Here is an 18426-nt window from a genome sequence, read left to right on the forward strand (position 1 = left end):
GTATTTTCTGCCTGACATGTCATTAAAGCGATGGGAGCAAATAAAAACATAAAACAAGAAGAATGGGAATTGCTGGCCAATGAGCTTTTTAATAAACAGGCTGGCACTTCAGAAAAACCGACCAACACAGATTCTGTCACGTCTGAGGAGTGGGAAGAATTGCAACGCTTATCCAAACAAATCGACCTTCATTATCAACTTAAGCAATATTCGCCAACCAAAGCCTGGTCCGAGGTGAAAAACCAAATTCGGTCCAACAATAAGCTTAAACGCACCATTCATTTACGACGGGTATTACAACTAGCAGCGGCTGTTGTAATCGCTCTTCTAATTGGATCAGCAGCTTATTATGTTGGTCAGTCAAACCTAAGCAACAAGCATATGGCTGAGGTGACAGTGGACGATGCCGGACTATCTCAGATAGAACTATCTGATGGGACTTTGGTTACCTTAAACCGAGACACAAAAATCAATTATCCGGATCAGTTCAATGGTTCAAGCCGCGAAGTTTCTATTGAAGGTGAAGCCTTTTTCGAAGTAAAACCTAATCCAGACAAACCATTTATTATTCATGCCGGCGATGCTACAATCCGGGTGCTGGGAACCAGCTTTACGGTGAATGCCTATCCGGGTAGCAACCGGGTTGAAGTAATCGTGGCAACAGGAAAAGTGCAATTCTCCAAAGCCAAGTCTTCGAGCGGAATAAACCAAGTTATTCTAGATCCGGGCGAGAAAGGCACCTACGAACATACCGGCCAAAACCTTGGAAAAACATTGAATACTGATCCCAATTTTCTGGCTTGGAAAACGCGCACACTGGTCTTCAGTGAAACTTCCCTACAGGAAGTCATTCAACACCTTAACAAAGTTTATCGGGTTCAAATCAAACTTGCTGATTCGAATCTGAGTCAACTCTTACTGAATGCTCATTTTGAACGAGAACCACTCGACTTTATTCTCGAAGTAATTTCGTCAACGCACGGATTAACAGTGCAAAAACAAGGCGAGTATTATTTATTACTGAAAAAAGAAGCCTAATCTTTTAATTCCAATAAACCATGAAAACATCAATCATAAATGCCGGCGCTTCAATTTTCATAGTTATCCTATTGTTCTTATTTGGAGCTCAACCGCTAACGGCACAAGAAGAAAAGCAGGGAGATCCAATTCTGGATCAAAACATCAGTCTTTATGCCGAGAATGAATCATTATCAAAAGTAGTCGAACAAATCTGCGATTATTTTGACCTTGATTATTCCTACAATTCGCAGTTGCTTGAAGGCAAGAACATCACCCTCAACATTTCCAACAAGCCTATTCGCTACGTATTGGATAAGTTGATGAAAGATTTTTACCTCATTTTCGAGATTGAAAACAACCTGCTAGTCGTCCGCGATTATGTACCACTCAAGGAAAGTGTGGATTACGAAAAGAAAATCAAATTCGAACCAAGTAAAAACCGTTTTGAATTTGAAGACCCTCGCAATAAATCCATTACATTTAAGTTCAAATCGGCCAGCAACTTGATCATCATTCCGGTGATTATCAATAACTCCGACACGTTGAACTTCATCCTCGATACCGGAGTTCGTTACCCAATTATCACCGAGCTTCCGTTTGTCAATAAGCTGAACTTAAACCTCATGCAACCCGTTAACATTAAAGGGTTGGGCGAAGGAGAAGGGCTAACGGCATACCGATCAGGAAACAACACCATGCGCATTGATGGCTTGGTAGCCTGGAACCAGGAAGTACAAATGGTGATCAACGACAATTTCCAAATTTCACAAATACTTGGTATTCCGGTGCATGGTCTCATTGGTTTTGATCTCTTTAAAGATTTTGTTGTCGAAATTGATTACCTAAATGAGAAACTCACTGTAATCAAACCGGACCATTATCGCCAGCGGGTTCGCAACAGAGACATCGTCATGCCATTGCACTTTGAGCACAACAAACCTTTTGTGCGCACAACCATTGTAACTGATGAGAATGAAGAAGTTCCGGTCAAGCTCTTGATTGATACCGGCGCCAGCGATGCCATCTGGCTATCCACCAAATCGGACGAACGGATCGATATACCGAAAAACCACATTGAAACCTTCCTCGGGAAAGGGTTAAGTGGCGACCTTTACGGAACCAAAGGACGCATTGGCGGCATTTGGGTTGGGCCACTGGTTCTCACCGAACCGATTGTTGCTTTCCCGCATAATGAGATGATCGAGGACTTGATTGTAGCCAACGACCGAAATGGAACTTTGGGAGCAGAAATCCTACGCCGATTTTTCGTTACACTTGATTATCCCAATCATCAGCTCAAGCTACGTCCAACCAGTAAAGTCAAAGCCGATTTTAACTACAACATGAGCGGACTTGAAGTATCAAATCCGATGCCCGGATTACCCATCTTCACCATTGATAATATCCGCGAAAACTCACCAGCATATCATGCCGGACTGCAAGAAAACGATCAGATTATTTCGGTGAATAACACCAGTCACAAGTCGTTGTCTTTAAATGATATTAACCTTATCTTTCAGAGCAAGGAAGACCGAAAAATTAAAATGAAGGTCCTTCGAGATGGAGCCGAAATAAAAACCAGTTTTCACCTTGAAAAAGTCTTTTAGTGAAACACTTTGCTCTGACAGCCAGCTTGCTTCTCTTACTTTTGCCCGGACTTTTAACCGGACAGGAGAAGCAGGCTCATAACCTGAGCACTCCCGTTTCAATTTCGATTACCAATGGGCAGCTCACCACTCTCTTCAACCAAATATCTGCTCAAACCGGAATCTATTTCTCATATGATCCGGTTTTAGTAAATGCTGATCAGACGGTCAGCCTGACAATGCAAAACAAGCCCATACAGCAAGTTTTAGAACAGGTATTTAAGGATCGATTTCAATTTAAATTACTAAAGAACCAGCTGATTATCACCAAACGCAAAGCACAACAACCCGTTTTTCAAACTGATCCTCCGGAAGAGATCCATTATGAGCTATCAGGAATACTGACCGACCTGGAAGATCAGGCAGCTATTCCATACGCCAGCGTATCGATTTTAGGACACCCGCTTGGAACGATCTCCAATACCGATGGTGAATTTCGCTTAAATATTCCTTCAGAGTATGAATCCGATACGCTCATCATTTCATGCATGGGGTACGCACGCCAAATACTCTTGCTTGACACACTCCAAAATCAAAGGCTAAACCTTCAACTCCGACCAATAAAAATTCACTTGCAAGAAGTTAAAGTGACAGCGATTAACGCCTTGGAAGTCATGGAGAAGCTCTCTGATCGAATTCCGGACAATTATGGAAGCAAGCCCCTACTAATGAACTGTTTTTACCGGGAAGTTCTGAAACAAGACAAAGCCTACATCAATGTTTCGGAAGCGGTAATGGATATTCTAAAATCATCCTATACCAATCCGTTTCGGCAAGATCAAATTCGCTATTTAAAAGGACGGAAAAGCCCCAATGTACAACCTTTCCATCTGGTTGATTTCAAAATGCAGGGAGGCCCCTACTACATCACGAAATTGGATGTCATAAAAACGATGGACTCTTTTATAGACCAAGAATTTAGGAGCTACTACCGCTATGAAGTCGAGCGGGTTATTGAATACCTGAATCGCCCAACCGTGGTGATTCATTTCGAACCCAATGGAAAATTCGACTACCTCACCTACGAAGGTGAACTATACATTGACCGGGAAACATTTGCCTTGGTACATGCTGAATTCAGCTTAAGCAAAAACGGAAAAAAAATCGCCCGAAGATCCTTAATTAAGAAAAAACCCCGTGGGTTCAATGTTCGTCCAATCGAGATGAATTACACGGTCACCTATAAAAATCATCATAAAAAGTGGTACCTGAGTGCTGCCCAAACGTCTGTTCGATTTCATGTAAAAAGTCGAAAGGATAGGATTAACTCCATGTTTCATAGCATTTCAGACCTGCTGGTTACTAACTACCGCGAAACCAACCTCAGACGTTTTAAACGTTTTGAAAATTTCAACTCCAATGATATTTTCAGAGAAATCATTACAGATTACGATGAAACATTTTGGGGCAATTACAACATCATAAAACCAAGCGAAGATTTACGTAAAGCCCTAAAGAAAGCTCCTGCTCCCGAAAGCTCCCTCCCCTCTAAATCACATCCTCATGCATTAACCTCACAAACCAAGCAACCATGAAAAGCCAACTGTTTGCCATAAGCCTGTCATTGCTTTCCTTTACGGCGATTGCCCAGAATGCAACGATCTCTGAGATTGCTCAAAAACTAAACGACTACTACCAGTTTTACCCCCAAGAAAACATTCACTTAAGTACGGATAAAGAAATTTACAAGCCCGAAGAAATCATATGGTTCTCAATTTACCTCACTGATGGCACAGGAAAACCAACGCAATCAATAAGCAACGAATGCCAAGTCTCCCTGTACTCAAGCTCAGGCATGCGAGTTACCGGAGACGTTTTTCAACTAAAGGAAGGGTTCACAAATGGAGATTTACTCATCCCCAAAGGATTAGAACAAGGGAAATATGTACTTGTTGCCAACACAGGCCCCCAGACTCAAGCGAACGAAGCTTTCTACAAACTCATTTACCTCAACCCTAAAGATGAAGAAGCCATCCGGGTTCGACAAAAAGGAATGCTCCCGCTTCTGGAGCCAGGTAAGCTCAACTTCTGTTCTTTCTCTATAGAAAATATGAATGGAGAGCCACTCAAAAAAGACAAGCTGGAATATCAACTTTACGCTCAAGAAGAACTCATTCAAAAAGACAAAGTAAAGACCGATGAAGCTGGCCTTTTGAAACTCGCCATTAACCTCCCAAACCGGTCATACGATGGGCCTTTGAAACTCTCGTTGAGCGAAAAAAGAGGGCGGATAGACTACTCCTGTTTACTTCCCGTTCAAACCGAAGAAGTACAACTAAACTTCCTTCCCGAAGGAGGGAAAGCAATAGCCGGGGTTTCTCAACCATCAGGTTTTACAACACACAACAAGCTCCAGCAACCTGTAAGCGTTGATGGTGAAATTATGGGCAGTAAAGGCCAAAAGTTCGGCGATTTAAAAAGTATCATTCCTGGATTCTCTATGACATCACTCAAACTTGACACCACCCAAGATTACACCCTTCACCTAACAAGTAAACTGGGCAACGGACAAACATTCAAGCTTCCTCAAGCCAACCACGGCCTGTTGATGAGTATCTCACGAACAAGCACAGACTTTATCCACACAAACATCACCCCTGCCGAAGAAAAAGAACAGACTCTTTTTGTTGTTGCCAATAAGGGAGCGGAGATTATCTGGGTTTCAGAAATGCAAGTAAGCGGACCAACACGGGTGAAGATTCCCAAAGCTGATTTTCCTGGAGGACTAAGCTTGATTTCAATTTTTGATCAACAAGGGCAAGCACTGAGCAGCCGACTCATCTACATCGAAAAGATGAACAAGTCAACCATTTTCATTAAAGCGCCGCAGCAGGTAAAGTCCGGAGATGTTTTTAAACTAACAATCAAAAACCCAAAGACCGCCAGCACAGAGCTCACACCAATCAATCTGTCAATTAGCGCAGCTGATGAACGACTTGACTGGCCAGGACAATGGACACAATTGGAGGCATTAAACGCCGAACTGGAGTATCCAATTCAACGACTCCAAAACGAAGAGAACAGCCTTCTTTCTGAAGCTACGATCAACTATTTGTTAATCGCTAATCAAGCTAAAAACTTCAGCTGGCAAAACGTCCTTCATTTCGATCGGCAACAAGAACAAAATCGTTTTCAACAAACGGGCTTATTCGGTCAAGTGCTAGACAAGAATAACCAGCCCGTGCCTAATGCCAAGGTTAGTTTCATCAACTCTCAGAACATGCAGATTCTGAATACTTCAACCGACCAAAATGGCACCTTCTTTCAGCAAGCAATTGCTCCCAACGACAAAGACAATTTCGTCATAAAAGCCATCGGCTCTGATGGAAACTCCGATCTTAATGTCATATTTGAAAAATCAATGGCTGAAGAAATTTCTAATCATGTTCAACGAGTAGCGCAACAAGTAAACGGAAATGAAGAGGCACAGTTCAGCCAATCGTTCTTTAGGCAGAACACACAACTCTTTTCGAAATTAAAACAACAAAAACAGACACAACGAGAAGAACCTTATCTGAAGTTTCTGGAAACGGCTACTTCCTTAATGGATGTTATAAAAATGATTAAGCCCTACCGACTTGAAGGCGACCGAATTATCTTTCCCGGGGGAACCAATTCGTTGAATGCACAAGACGGGGCCCTCATTGTCATTGACGGACAAAAAGTTGGCACTAGCTCCTCCATCCTTCAAGCAATCAATCCGAATGATGTCGCATCAGTCAATGTCTCCACCAGCCCGGTTGACATTCAGCGTCACACGGGACTTAACTCGGTTGGTGTTATCGAAATTGAAACCAAAAGAGGAGACCTAGACCAAGAAACAGCTACGCCATCAGAACCGGAAGAACAATTATACCAGAACGGACAACGTATTCCACGTGACTTTTGGCAGCGAAAAGCGAAATTCCCAGAGACACAACCAACCACGCTATTTTGGAGCCCAGGAGTACAATTAAGTCAATTGGGGCATGCTGAATTTGAGGTAGCGACCAATCACGTTATAGGAAAATTCCTAATTCGAGCAGAACTAGTTAATGCCGATGGAAACTTGATTCGAATTGAGAAGCCAATCGAGATTATTCCATAAGAAACTAAACTAACACCTTCAATAACCGATCAACAGAAATTGGGGCCAATCCGGCCTCAATTTTTTTTAGTTTTCCCTCCAACTCTTCGTAATCATGTCGCGTGCCAAGCAACGAGTTTGTTAGCAAAACAGCTTGCTCATTACTTATCTTGCCCAAAAAATCAATTGAGTTGATTATCCCTTTAACAACCTGCAACGAGAAACTCAAGCGACTGCCATCCATCTCCACCTGGTTGCTGTACTTGTATTTTGGCGAATACCCATAAATCCATTCCCAAGTCAGGTATTTCTCGTCCCTCAATTTCTGAATGGCCTGCATATCATCGTCTGACAGATGATAAACCTCCTGCTCCGGATATTCAGCCCGAATACCATCAAACATGAATGCCGAGAATTCCTCAATCGGCATCGGTTCTTTCAAATAGTTTGCAATATTGGTCACCTCACTTCGATTGGACTGAACGGCCTTATCCTCAAATCGGCTCAGGTCCACCTTTAAAGCCTTTTTCAACCGACTAAGCTCGCTATTGAACAGCAAGGTTCCATGGTGCAAAACACGCTTTTTAAAGACATGCTCAGCATTTCCGGAAATCTTTTTCCCATCCAGGAGCAAGTCGTTCCGCCCGGTGCTATAGGCATCTAGCCCCAACTGTTTAAGCACCGCCACAACAGGCTCAGTAAACACTTTAAAGTTCACCTGATCCAAGCGTTCCACATTCCGAATGAAGGTAAAATTCAGGTTTCCGGGATCGTGAAAAACAGTCCCACCACCCGACAAACGTCGAGCCACCTTAATCTGATTTTCCTGCACATACCGATGATTAATCTCAGCCAGTGCATTCTGGTGTTTCCCAACAACGATCGAGCTTTCACTTTGCCAAAGCATGAAAATATCTTCAGTAAAGTTCTTTAATAAATACTCTTCAACCGCCAGGTTAAAATAGGGGTCCCTCCCTCTTTGTTGAATACAAATCACGCGCATAATCCAAATGTAGCTAAAACTCAAGAATGATTCCAATGGTTGGCAAAATAGTTCCCGACGTATTTTTAACCCGATCAAGAACATAGCGAGTTCCCCCATCGGAGGTTAAAAACTGCCCGTCGGCATCTTGTGCCCGAACCAAAATATCTTGATCCTGATTTTGGAAGTTGTACAAATTTTGAATGTCAATATAGAATTTCGCTGTAAGCTTGTTCAAATAATAAGCCTTGTCGATACGCATATCCAGCTGATGGAACGAATCAAAACGTTTAGTGTTCCACCTATCGGTATCTAAAAAAGGACCGTTGTTTGAATTCCAGGCTTCAACTAATGTTGATCGATTCATGTCGTAAGGCGTGTAAGGTAATCCACCAACAAATCGCCACCGAGCTCCTACCCGCCAATCTCGCTTCAGCTTTCTGGTTCCGGTAAACACCACTAAATGCCTGCTGTCCCAACTCGAAACAATCGAATTTCCCTCCTTATCATCAAATTCACTGCGCACCCAGGTGTACGATAAATTCAAATTAAAACGGTTTACTGATGCAATTCGAGATTGAAATTCTAAGCCATACGACCGCCCTTTCGAAATGGATCGAACCTCCTCATTTCCAATCACCCCATAATCTGCGCCCAAGTTGGCCAAACTCACCGAGTCTTTCACCGAAAAGGGATAGTCATCATACATTTTCAGAAAGCCCTCGACCGAAAACAGCACGTTCGATGCCGGTCGATATTCCACTCCCCCAATAAAATGATCCGCCCGGATATATTTTAAATCGTTTGATTTATTGATTAGCTCGCCATCCTGCTTGTATCCCAAAGCCGTGTATGGAGGTAACTGAAAATAGCGCCCCGTATTGAAATTCAAACTCCATTCAGGAGCAAGTAAATAAGAAGCTGAAACCCGAGGAGAAATCTGGTTAAAAGGCGATTTCATACTTGATGAATAATTGTTGGCATCCATTCGAACCCCCACTGACAGGGTCAGCCTTTCATTCCATATCTTATTACTTACCTGTCCAAAAACGCCCCATTTCAATAAGTTCAAATCGGTATCGTAGTCAACATTTAGAAATCCGTCTGGATAGTAACGTCTTTGCTGGGTTGAATTGGTATACGTCACCCAATCCAAGTTCGCGCCAAAATTCAACTTCACTGCTCCCAAGCGAGACACATTCTCAAACCGTAACTTGTTTTCAATCTCTTCCGAAAGATAATCCAGAGTCTTATTCTCAAGCGAACTATCATCGTTATCCAAAAATTTCACAGCCGAGTTGTTCAAATGACTCCGACTCAAGACAATCGTCTCGTAGCCATCATCTCTAAAATGCTTGTAAACTGCACCTACCGTGTAACTCCATTGCTCATTTTCGGGCAAACTAGCCAGGATATATCGCTGTTGCTCATCCGGATCTTCAATATCCAGGTTCAAATCAAACTGATCAATTGCCCCCAAACCAATAAATGAAAGCTCATTTTTCGAATCCAAACGAGTTTTCAACTTAAATTGAAAATCATTGAATGTTGGCAGAAAAGGCAATTCCAAAGCACTAAACAGCAATTGCAAATAAGATCGGCGAGCTGAAAAAATGTAAGTGGTATTCTCTCCAATCGGGCCATCAATTGTTGCTGAAACTTCGGAAGCACCAACAGAAGCCTGCGCCCGAAACTTCTCAGAATTTCCATCAACCTGAAAAAACTCAAAAACCCCGCTCAAGGCATTTCCCCGGTTGGCCGGAAAAGCCCCTGAGAAATAATTCACCTCACGTAACAGATCCGCATTGATGATACCAACCGGACCTCCGGAAGCTCCCTGTGTCGCAAAGTGATTGATGTTGGGCACTTCAACACCATCCAGGAAAAAACGGCTTTCCGAGGGGCCACCGCCCCGAATAATAATGTCATTGCGAAAAGCAGCCGTTGACTGCACTCCGGGAAACGACTGAATAACTTTGGAAATATCTCGGTTAGCTCCCGGACTATTTTCAATTTCAGAAATGCCAATATTCTTCAACGACAACGGGCTCTCTTCCGTTTTTCGAAACAAAGAAGCAGAAACCGTAACCTCTTGCAACTCCGTGCGTTTCTTCTCCAACTCAATATCCAGATAGGTTGGCTTTGAATTACTGACTTCTATTTCCGGCGAAACTACTGATTCGTAGCCAATAAACGACACCTCCAGCCGAATAAATCCAGGCTTCAGACCGGCAATATGATACGCTCCATCCTCGCCAGTGATTGTGCCGATTGTTGTTCCAGACACCACCACATTCACAAAAGGAAGCCCTTTGTTATTATCCGAATCATACACACGTCCATGAATCGTAGCACGCTGAGCCCATGCACTATGAGCCAGTACCATAAAAACCAATAGCAGGATTGATCTCACTTTGTTTCTCTTCGTTTTCTGAATCATTATCTTTGTTCGTTCAGCCTTATTTTCTGTTTAAATATAAGGTCAGAATAATTAAACAAAAATAACGAAAGCTTGTTCGACATCAACAAGCTCTAAAAAATAATAAACAACATGAGAGTTGTCATTCAACGCGTATCCAAGGCCTCGGTAACCATCGACCAACAAATAAAATCGGCCATTCAAAAAGGCATGCTAATTCTTTTAGGAATCGAGGATGCTGACACCGATGAAGACATCAGCTGGCTCATCAAAAAGATCAGTCAACTTCGAATTTTTGATGACGAAGATGGCGTCATGAATAAATCGCTGCTTGACATTGACGGAGAAGCTTTAGTGGTTAGCCAATTCACGCTGCACGCCAGCACCAAAAAAGGCAATCGCCCATCCTACATCCGGGCAGCCAAACCTGACTTTGCAGTTCCGATGTATGAAAAGTTTGTCGCAGCGCTGTCAGCTAGCTTGCAAAAAGAAGTGCCAACCGGCGAGTTTGGAGCCAACATGCAGGTTGAACTACTTAATGACGGACCTGTTACGATCATCATCGACTCAAAAGACAAGTCGTTTTAACAAGTAAGTTTGACTAGATACATGCTCGTTTATAAGTTTTTAGAGGGCTATCGTTTCATTCTTACATAAACTTTTTGAATCATCTTTGTTTAAATAGATATGATTAAATAAGTTCATACTCGTTTTATAAATCATTCAAAATGAATATTCCAAATCGAAATATAGGCCTGGCTGAAGCACAGGAAATGGTTGATGAATGGATCAAAACGATTGGGGTTCGTTATTTTAGTGAACTCACAAACATGACCATCCTTACTGAGGAAGTTGGAGAGCTCGCCCGCATCATGGCAAGAAAATACGGTGATCAGTCTTTTAAAAAGAGTGATGAGGGTGCTGAATTGGCCGACGAAATGGCTGACGTACTCTGGGTCTTGATCTGCCTGGCCAACCAAACAGGAGTTGACCTGAACCAAGCATTCTTAAACAACGTAGAAAAGAAAACCAGACGGGATAAAAACCGCCATCAAAATAATCCGAAACTAAAATAGCAACCTATGGAAGCGACCAAATATGAGCTAGCACAAATAAAAGAAGCTGCCTTGCAAAACAACAACTCCGACTGGCAGGAGCTAGCATTTTCATGCATCGACCTAACCACCCTTAACTCAACAGATACCGTAAGTCACGTAAAAGCATTTACCGAACGAGTGAATGACTTCGAAAATGATTATCCCAACCTACCCAATGTTGCCGCTATTTGCGTGCATCCTAACATGGTTCGTACGGTTAAGGAAAACCTGAAAGACGATCATGTAAATATTGCTGCAGTTGCCGGAGGTTTTCCGGGCTCAATGAGTTTTATCGAGGTAAAGGTAAAAGAAGCTCGAATGGCTGTCGATTATGGTGCTGACGAGATTGATATTGTCTTGCCACTTTGGGCCTTTTTAGATAACGACGATATCATTTGTCGTGAAGAAATAACCACCATCAAAGAAGCCATTGGTGAAGCACACCTCAAAGTGATTTTGGAAACCGGAGCTTTGGCTGATTCAGAGAAAACCCGTCATGCATCGATGTTGGCCATGGAGTCAGGAGCTGATTTCATTAAAACATCAACCGGAAAAATGTCACCTGCAGCAACACCTGATGCCGCCTTGGAAATGTGTATAGCTATTAAAGATTATCACCGCAAAACCGGAAAGAAAATCGGATTTAAACCTGCTGGTGGAATTTCAACAACCGAGGATGCGATCTTATACCTAACGATTGTTAGCGAGGTATTGGGTGAAGAATGGCTGAAACCATCGCTCTTTCGAATTGGAGCAAGCCGTTTGGCCAACAACCTGCTGAGCGACCTCCTTGATGAGAAAATAAAGTATTTCTAAGCTAAGTGCACCTCTTTTTCAAAAGTTTACTCTTCAGTTAATCCAAAAAATTAGCTCATTTTGTTAAACAAAAAGGACAAAAAGTGAAAAAAATACCTTACTTTGTACCTGCTGTTTTCGCAGCAAGCTAATTATATCAAAACACATGGATAATCTTTTTCAAAAAATTGGCACAACACAAACGTTAAGCCAAAAAATCGAACGCAACATTGAGCGTGCCATCCGGGAGAAAAAACTTCCAATTGGCTCCAAACTTCCCTCAGAACGTGAACTTTGCGAGATGTTTGCTGTAAGTCGGACGGCACTTCGTGAAGCCCTGCGCCGGCTAAGTGCCCGTGGCCTTATCGAAATCCGAAAAGGAAGTGGCATGGTCGTTACCAAAATCAATATGAAGGATGCTATTGACTCCCTCAACTTGTATTACGACCTGAAGTTTGATATGAACCTGATCAGTCAGATCATCGAGCTACGTTTAGCTTTTGAACCGGAAATTGCCAAAATGGCTGCAGTCAACCGGAAAAAAGAACACCTGGAGACTTTGGAGAAAAATCTGGTTGAGTTTGCAGAATGTGATCCAGACAACACCCAGTTGGAATCCGACCTTGACAATAAATTTCACCTAAACGTAGCACGCGCAACAGGTAACCCATTCGTTATTGTAACGATGGAACCGGTTCACAACCTATTGCCTCGGATGCGTAACTTTATCTACGCTAATATTGAAGGAGAAAAAGAAATTACCTTAGGCTACCACAAGGAAATCGTTAACGCCATCCGCGAACGAGACTCAGATCGTGCCTACGAAAAAATGCAGGCTCATTTAGACCGCAATATGCAGGTTTACAATAAATTCTTAAAGAATACCTAGAAGCTTATTTGCCTTCATTTTTAGCAGCCTCCAATACATTGTTTACTGAACCATGCAGTAGCAATAAACGTCGGGCTTTAGCTTCCTCATACCCAAGCTCATCCACAATCATGCGGGTTCCCCGGGCAATCAATTTTTGATTGGTGAGCTGCATGTTCACCATTTTGTTGCCCTTTACCTTCCCAAGCTTGATCATCAATGAGGTTGTGATCATATTCAAGATAAGTTTTTGTGAAGTCCCCGATTTCATTCGGGTGCTTCCTGAAACAAACTCAGGGCCAACGATCGCCTCGATAGCAACATCAACAGCCCCGGCCAATTCACTTCCCGGATTATTGGTAATACATCCTGTGAGTATTCCATTTTCTCGGGCTTTCCGAACAGCTCCAATCACATAAGGAGTTCGTCCTGAAGCAGCAATACCGACAACAGTATCCAGCTCATTAATACCATAGGCTTGCAAGTCTTCCCAGCCAAGCTCTTCGTTATCTTCGGCAGCTTCAACTGCTTTCCGGATTGCCTGATCACCGCCAGCAATCATGCCAATGACCAAATCATAGCCAACACCGTAGGTCGGTGGAATTTCTGAAGCATCTAGAATTCCTAACCGTCCACTGGTTCCTGCTCCAACATAAAACAAACGACCACCTTTTTTCATTCGTTCAACTACTTGTTCAACCAAGCTTTCAACTTGAGGGATGGTCTCATGAACGGCTGGCAACACTTTCTTATCTTCCTCATGAATGCTGTCTAACAGTTGTCTAACCGTCATTTTCTCCAGATCGTTATACAACGATTCTGATTCTGTAATACTTTCCAAAGTCATTGATCTGATTTCTTTATTCGTTTGTGCTATGATATTCTTGTAATTTTTCAATCGGTCCCTTCAATATGCGCGGATTGGAAAAGCCATGGACTGAAGCAACAGCTTCCAGAATAGCGCGAAAATGCCATGCAACTGATCCTACAAAACCAAGATCAAACTGACCTGCATCCGGAATCTGTATAACATTACGTTTAAAAAATTCATCGACACTTGCAGTTACCAACTCACGACAATAGGCTTCATCGATATGCTTTGATAAGAAAGGGGTGAACCCAGCCAAGTATTTGTTTGGCCGATCGGCACGATAAACCCGTCGCAGAACTTCGGCTTGAGTTACCGCGTAATCGCTTGCGAAAAGAGTCTGAATATCAGCTGGCATCACATTCTTAAAATAGTCTCCCAGAAGTTTCCGTCCCAAAACAGCTCCACTACATTCGTCGCCTAAAATAAAGCCAAGCGGAGGAATCCCAGTCACAACTGCCTCACCATCATATAAACAAGCGTTTGATCCGGTTCCTAAAATGCAGGCAATGCCGGATTGCTTGCCAAACAATGCACGCGAGGCGCCCAGTACATCACTATGTGTTTCAACGTGAGCTACTGGAAACAGTTGCAATAAAGCCTTACGAATTACCTCTCCACGTTCTTCATTGATGATGCCTGCACCATAAAAAAAGATGCTTTCAGGCTCACCAACGACAGGCTGCAAATCATTTTTCAGCTCTTCGTAGATGTCTTCGCTAGTGCGGAAAAACGGATTAATCCCTTTGGTTTTTACCCCCACGGTTTCTCCAGAATCCTTGATTAGTAACCAATCTGTTTTGGTTGACCCACTGTCTGCAATTAATCGATTCATGCCGCAAATATAAGTAATTTTAGTTCACAAACTGCAAACCTATAAGATGTATTACAAATCTTGTTTTTAATTTTAATTAAACTTATTTTTGACCTGAAAACCTAATTATATAAATTGAAATACGACTATACGCCAATGATTCTAGTCAAAACCTAAAACTATTCTCATGAAACATCCAGCATTCTTTCTGTATATCCTTCTCATACTCTTACTCCCAACAGCATTGAGAGCTGAAAGTGTCATTCGGATTAACCAGCTTGGCTATTTACCAGAAGCCTCAAAAACAGCTGTTTTCCTAAGCGACAGTCCAATTAACTTAGCTCAATTTGAACTCTACAATAGCCTGACCGATGAAAAAGTTTTTGATGCAAAACCAGTTGCTGCAGACGCTTCTATTTGGGGGAAGAAGGCTGCTTTTCGACTTGATTTTTCGTCCTTCACCCAAACCGGAGGCTATTATTTGAAGGCTGGAGCAAACCAATCACCCTCATTTCGGATTGATCACAACGTGTATGATGGAACAGCTGATTTCATTCTTAATTATATGCGCCAACAACGCTGCGGGTTCAACCCCTATTTAAAAGATTCCTGCCATTTGCACGATGGCATCATCGTCGATCATCCCACCCGATCGGACGAGCACATTGATGTTACCGGAGGCTGGCACGATGCATCCGACTACCTTCAGTATGTGACCACATCGGCCAATGCCACTTACCAAATGCTCTTTGCCTACCACCAAAACCCAACTGCCTTTGGAGATGCTTATCAGGCAAACGGCCTACCGGGAAAGAATGGAATCCCAGACATCCTGGATGAAGCACGCTGGGGACTAGAATGGTTGCTTAAAATGAATCCGGCAAAGAATGAGATGTACAATCAAATTGCCGATGATCGGGATCACCGGGGTTATCGCCTTCCCAATAAAGACACTGTATCCTACGGACTTGGAAAATCACGTCCGGTTTATTTTGTTACCGGAAAACCTCAGGGATTAGGATCGCATAAAAACCGGAGCACAGGAGTTGCCTCAACAGCAGCAAAATACGCCTCGGCATTTGCCCTTGGAGCAAAACTATTCCAAGCGAACGACCCGGGTTTTGCCAGTACGCTTAGCTCAAAGGCTTCGGATGCCTGGGAGTTTGCTCAGTCAGATCCAGGCGTGTGTCAAACAGCCTGTGTCGTTTCTCCCTATTTCTACGAAGAAGGCAACTACCTCGATGATATGGAACTTGCAGCAGCTTCGCTTCAGGAGATGACCGGCGAAGAAAGCTTCAGCAAACAAGCCAGCTACTGGGGAAACCTGGAACCAGTAAGCCCTTGGATGGAGCTCCACCGAGCTCGTCACTACCAATATTACCCGTTTGTCAACCTGGGACATGCCTGGCTTGCCCAGTCCAATAATCCCCAAACTTCGGAGCAATTTAAAGCTTTCCTCAAGCAAGGCTTAGAAGACTTAAAAAGGTATGCCGGAGACGATCCTTTTTTAATTGGTGTCCCATTTGTATGGTGTTCAAACAACTTTGTAGTTGCCGCTACCACGCAAGCCAGATTATACCGACAAATCACCGGAGATACATCTTTCCTGAAAATGGAAGCCGCTCTTACCGACTGGCTACTGGGCTGCAACCCTTGGGGAACCAGCATGATCTGTGGACTTCCAGCGGGAGGAGATTACCCCGCAAAACCACACTCATCAATAACGGTTGAGCTGGGTGAAACAACAAACGGAGGGCTGGTTGATGGTCCCGTTTACCAACACATTTACAACAGTCTACGAGGCATCCAACTGCTTGAAGCCGACGAATACGCCAACTACCAAGGAGGAAAGGCTGTTTACCATGACGATATTGGGGATTACTCATCCAATGAGCCTACCATGGATGGTACGGCCAGCCTGAGTTTCCTGCTTTCATCCTTAGAGGCAGAAGGCCAACAACAAGCCGACAAGCTACCAATAAAGGACAGCGAAGGTGCACTTATTCGAATGAATCCTTCCAACAAAGAGGTTTATTTGATCTTCTCAGCTCACGACTTAAACAACGGAGGCAAAACAATTCTAAATACGCTGAATAAACATCAAGCTCAAGCATCCTTCTTCTTCACAGGAGACTTTTATGCTCAACCTAGCAACAAACAACTGATCCGGAAGTTAATTGCGGCAGGGCATTACCTCGGTGCTCACTCGGATAAACACTTACTTTATGCAGATTGGTCAAAAAGAGATTCTTTACTGGTCAGCAGAACCCAATTTGAAGCAGATTTAAAGTCCAATTATCAGAAAATGAAAGACTGGGGTATCGAAGCATCAACCGCACCTTTCTTTCTTCCTCCTTATGAGTGGTACAATCAGGCTGTAACAGACTGGGCACATCAAATGGGGCTAAAACTCATCAACTTCACCCCTGGGATACGCACAAATGCAGACTACACAACTCCCAACATGCCCAATTACCGCTCATCCGAGCAAATTATCAAAGAGCTAAAATCCTTCGAGAAAGAAGATCCTCATGGACTTAATGGTGCCATTGTTCTCATCCATTTAGGAGCCGAAGACAAACGCCCCGATAAGCTTTTTGATCGACTGGATGAGATCTTGATATTCTTAAACGAGAAGGGCTATAAACCAAGTCGACTTCGATAAGTTTACTGATTACAAATAAATACCGCCAAATACAACCAAAACAAAAAACACCAAATGAAGACAACACAACGATACCTGGCGCTTGACGTATTACGAGGTATAACAATTGCCACCATGATAACGGTAAACACTCCTGGAAGCTGGTCACACATTTATGCACCACTCAGGCATGCAGCCTGGCACGGTTGCACTCCCACCGATCTGGTTTTTCCGTTCTTTCTTTTTGTCGTTGGAGTTTCCATGTTTTTCTCCTTCTCGAAATACGGCAACACCCTCAACCATGATTCCTTGCTTCGCATAGGTAAACGCACCTTGCTCATTTTCCTGATAGGTCTCTTTCTGAACTCTTTTCCCCAATGGGCCAAAGATTTCTCTCACCTTCGGATTATGGGAGTTTTGCAACGAATCGCACTCGTTTATGGTTTCGCATCACTCATCGTGTTGTCAGCTCCTAAAAAATGGCTTCCTTTCATTGGCGGCTCCATCTTGTTTCTTTACTGGGGAATCATCTATTTCTTTGGAACAGGCGATCCCTATAGCTTGGAAGGCAATGCCACGATTCCTTTCGATACATTCTTCCTCACCGAAAACCACCTTTACAAAGGTTTCGGAATTCCCTTTGATCCAGAAGGCTTGCTCAGCACGCTCCCGGCAATTGTAACCGCTATTTTAGGTTATATGGCCGGATCCCTAATCAAGCAATCAGACAAAACAGATGTTCCCCGAAAACTAATCCTGTGGGGAGGTATTGGTATCGTTGCAGGCCTTATCTGGGGCCAATTTTTCCCAATCAACAAACCCATCTGGACAAGTTCCTACGTGCTTTACACAGGCGGTCTGGCCAGTGCATTTCTCGGAATTCTTGTTTGGATTATCGATTTGAAGAATTACACCAAATGGACCTCTTTTTTCGTCGTTTTCGGTATGAACCCTCTTTTTATTTTCGCTTTATCTGGCGTGTGGGCCATCACTTTATCCCGCATTATTAAATTTGAAGGAAGTTCCGGAAAAATGACCAACGGATACAGCTGGCTCTACCAAGAATTATTTGTTCCACTGGCAGGTCCGTTAAACGGCTCACTGCTATTTGCTTTGACACACATCGTCTTCTTCTGGTTGATCGGTTACATTCTTTATAAGAAACGAATTTTCATTAAAGTGTAACAAAAAGAATTAAAACCAGTCA

14 protein-coding genes are annotated in these 18426 nt (G+C 43.1%); 10 read left to right on the top strand and 4 right to left on the bottom strand.

What is annotated here, in order from left to right; all coding sequences use genetic code 11:
- Positions 1–30: 30 nt before the first annotated feature.
- The 4 genes from BM156_RS01260 to BM156_RS01275 are packed head-to-tail and all read left to right on the top strand — an operon-like array spanning position 31 to position 6753.
- Positions 31–1038, top strand: coding sequence for a FecR family protein (locus tag BM156_RS01260; RefSeq protein ID WP_093918003.1), 1008 nt, complete (start codon positions 31–33; stop codon positions 1036–1038).
- Between the two features lie 20 nt (positions 1039–1058).
- Positions 1059–2627 carry a PDZ domain-containing protein gene (locus BM156_RS01265; RefSeq protein ID WP_093918004.1) on the top strand — a complete coding sequence of 523 codons (1569 nt, stop codon included), beginning with the start codon at positions 1059–1061 and terminating at the stop codon, positions 2625–2627.
- The gene (locus tag BM156_RS01270; RefSeq protein ID WP_093918005.1) at positions 2627–4201 is read left to right on the top strand and encodes an STN and carboxypeptidase regulatory-like domain-containing protein; all 1575 of its coding nucleotides are present in this window, start codon (positions 2627–2629) and stop codon (positions 4199–4201) included. Before BM156_RS01265 ends, BM156_RS01270 begins: the two co-directional genes overlap by 1 nt.
- Positions 4198–6753, top strand: coding sequence for an MG2 domain-containing protein (locus BM156_RS01275; protein WP_093918006.1), 2556 nt, complete (start codon positions 4198–4200; stop codon positions 6751–6753). Before BM156_RS01270 ends, BM156_RS01275 begins: the two co-directional genes overlap by 4 nt.
- Before the next feature lie 4 nt (positions 6754–6757).
- Here the strand turns inward: BM156_RS01275 and BM156_RS01280 are convergent, their stop codons facing one another.
- Together BM156_RS01280 and BM156_RS01285 are read right to left on the bottom strand one after the other, a co-directional pair.
- Entirely contained in the window at positions 6758–7771 is a 1014-nt protein-coding gene (locus tag BM156_RS01280; protein WP_170846817.1) for a lipoate--protein ligase, read from the bottom strand.
- Complete coding sequence (locus BM156_RS01285; protein ID WP_093918008.1) at positions 7749–10154, bottom strand: TonB-dependent receptor; 2406 nt, start codon at positions 10152–10154, stop codon at positions 7749–7751. Before BM156_RS01285 ends, BM156_RS01280 begins: the two co-directional genes overlap by 23 nt.
- Positions 10155–10265: 111 nt before the next feature.
- On the opposite strand from BM156_RS01285, the gene dtd reads away from it, so the two are divergent.
- From dtd to BM156_RS01305, 4 genes are all read left to right on the top strand, one after another.
- Complete coding sequence (gene dtd / locus BM156_RS01290) at positions 10266–10721, top strand: D-aminoacyl-tRNA deacylase (protein ID WP_093918009.1); 456 nt, start codon at positions 10266–10268, stop codon at positions 10719–10721.
- A gap of 140 nt (positions 10722–10861) precedes the next feature.
- A complete protein-coding gene (locus BM156_RS01295; protein WP_244525703.1) occupies positions 10862–11209 on the top strand; it encodes a nucleotide pyrophosphohydrolase in 348 nt (115 codons plus the stop codon).
- 6 nt (positions 11210–11215) lie between these two features.
- Positions 11216–12046, top strand: coding sequence for a deoxyribose-phosphate aldolase (deoC, locus tag BM156_RS01300; RefSeq protein WP_093918010.1), 831 nt, complete (start codon positions 11216–11218; stop codon positions 12044–12046).
- A 145-nt stretch (positions 12047–12191) separates the two neighbouring features.
- Complete coding sequence (locus BM156_RS01305) at positions 12192–12914, top strand: FadR/GntR family transcriptional regulator (protein WP_093918011.1); 723 nt, start codon at positions 12192–12194, stop codon at positions 12912–12914.
- Between the two features lie 4 nt (positions 12915–12918).
- Here the strand turns inward: BM156_RS01305 and murQ are convergent, their stop codons facing one another.
- The gene (murQ, locus tag BM156_RS01310) at positions 12919–13740 is read right to left on the bottom strand and encodes an N-acetylmuramic acid 6-phosphate etherase (RefSeq protein WP_093918012.1); all 822 of its coding nucleotides are present in this window, start codon (positions 13738–13740) and stop codon (positions 12919–12921) included.
- Positions 13741–13753: 13 nt separating this feature from the next.
- Positions 13754–14596 (bottom strand): hypothetical protein, encoded by an 843-nt coding sequence (locus tag BM156_RS01315; RefSeq protein WP_093918013.1) that lies wholly within the window; start codon positions 14594–14596, stop codon positions 13754–13756.
- A gap of 166 nt (positions 14597–14762) precedes the next feature.
- Here BM156_RS01315 and BM156_RS01320 point away from each other — a divergent pair, with 166 nt between their 5' ends.
- Positions 14763–17240, top strand: coding sequence for a bifunctional glycoside hydrolase family 9 protein/polysaccharide deacetylase (locus BM156_RS01320; protein WP_093918014.1), 2478 nt, complete (start codon positions 14763–14765; stop codon positions 17238–17240).
- Positions 17241–17294: 54 nt separating this feature from the next.
- The gene (locus BM156_RS01325; RefSeq protein ID WP_093918015.1) at positions 17295–18404 is read left to right on the top strand and encodes an acyltransferase family protein; all 1110 of its coding nucleotides are present in this window, start codon (positions 17295–17297) and stop codon (positions 18402–18404) included.
- Positions 18405–18426: the final 22 nt, after the last annotated feature.

It is taken from the genome of Sunxiuqinia elliptica, from assembly GCF_900113005.1.
In the GTDB taxonomy this organism is placed as follows: domain Bacteria; phylum Bacteroidota; class Bacteroidia; order Bacteroidales; family Prolixibacteraceae; genus Sunxiuqinia; species Sunxiuqinia elliptica.

What these genes read in the sequence shown, in the direction of transcription:
- BM156_RS01260 (WP_093918003.1), top strand. Translation starts at nt 31, where the DNA reads ATGGGAGCAAATAAAAACATAAAACAAGAAGAATGGGAATTGCTGGCC.
- BM156_RS01265 (WP_093918004.1), top strand. Translation starts at nt 1,059, where the DNA reads ATGAAAACATCAATCATAAATGCCGGCGCTTCAATTTTCATAGTTATC.
- BM156_RS01275 (WP_093918006.1), top strand. Translation starts at nt 4,198, where the DNA reads ATGAAAAGCCAACTGTTTGCCATAAGCCTGTCATTGCTTTCCTTTACG.
- BM156_RS01285 (WP_093918008.1), bottom strand. Translation starts at nt 10,154, where the DNA reads ATGATTCAGAAAACGAAGAGAAACAAAGTGAGATCAATCCTGCTATTG.
- dtd (WP_093918009.1), top strand. Translation starts at nt 10,266, where the DNA reads ATGAGAGTTGTCATTCAACGCGTATCCAAGGCCTCGGTAACCATCGAC.
- BM156_RS01295 (WP_244525703.1), top strand. Translation starts at nt 10,862, where the DNA reads ATGAATATTCCAAATCGAAATATAGGCCTGGCTGAAGCACAGGAAATG.
- deoC (WP_093918010.1), top strand. Translation starts at nt 11,216, where the DNA reads ATGGAAGCGACCAAATATGAGCTAGCACAAATAAAAGAAGCTGCCTTG.
- BM156_RS01305 (WP_093918011.1), top strand. Translation starts at nt 12,192, where the DNA reads ATGGATAATCTTTTTCAAAAAATTGGCACAACACAAACGTTAAGCCAA.
- murQ (WP_093918012.1), bottom strand. Translation starts at nt 13,740, where the DNA reads ATGACTTTGGAAAGTATTACAGAATCAGAATCGTTGTATAACGATCTG.
- BM156_RS01315 (WP_093918013.1), bottom strand. Translation starts at nt 14,596, where the DNA reads ATGAATCGATTAATTGCAGACAGTGGGTCAACCAAAACAGATTGGTTA.
- BM156_RS01320 (WP_093918014.1), top strand. Translation starts at nt 14,763, where the DNA reads ATGAAACATCCAGCATTCTTTCTGTATATCCTTCTCATACTCTTACTC.
- BM156_RS01325 (WP_093918015.1), top strand. Translation starts at nt 17,295, where the DNA reads ATGAAGACAACACAACGATACCTGGCGCTTGACGTATTACGAGGTATA.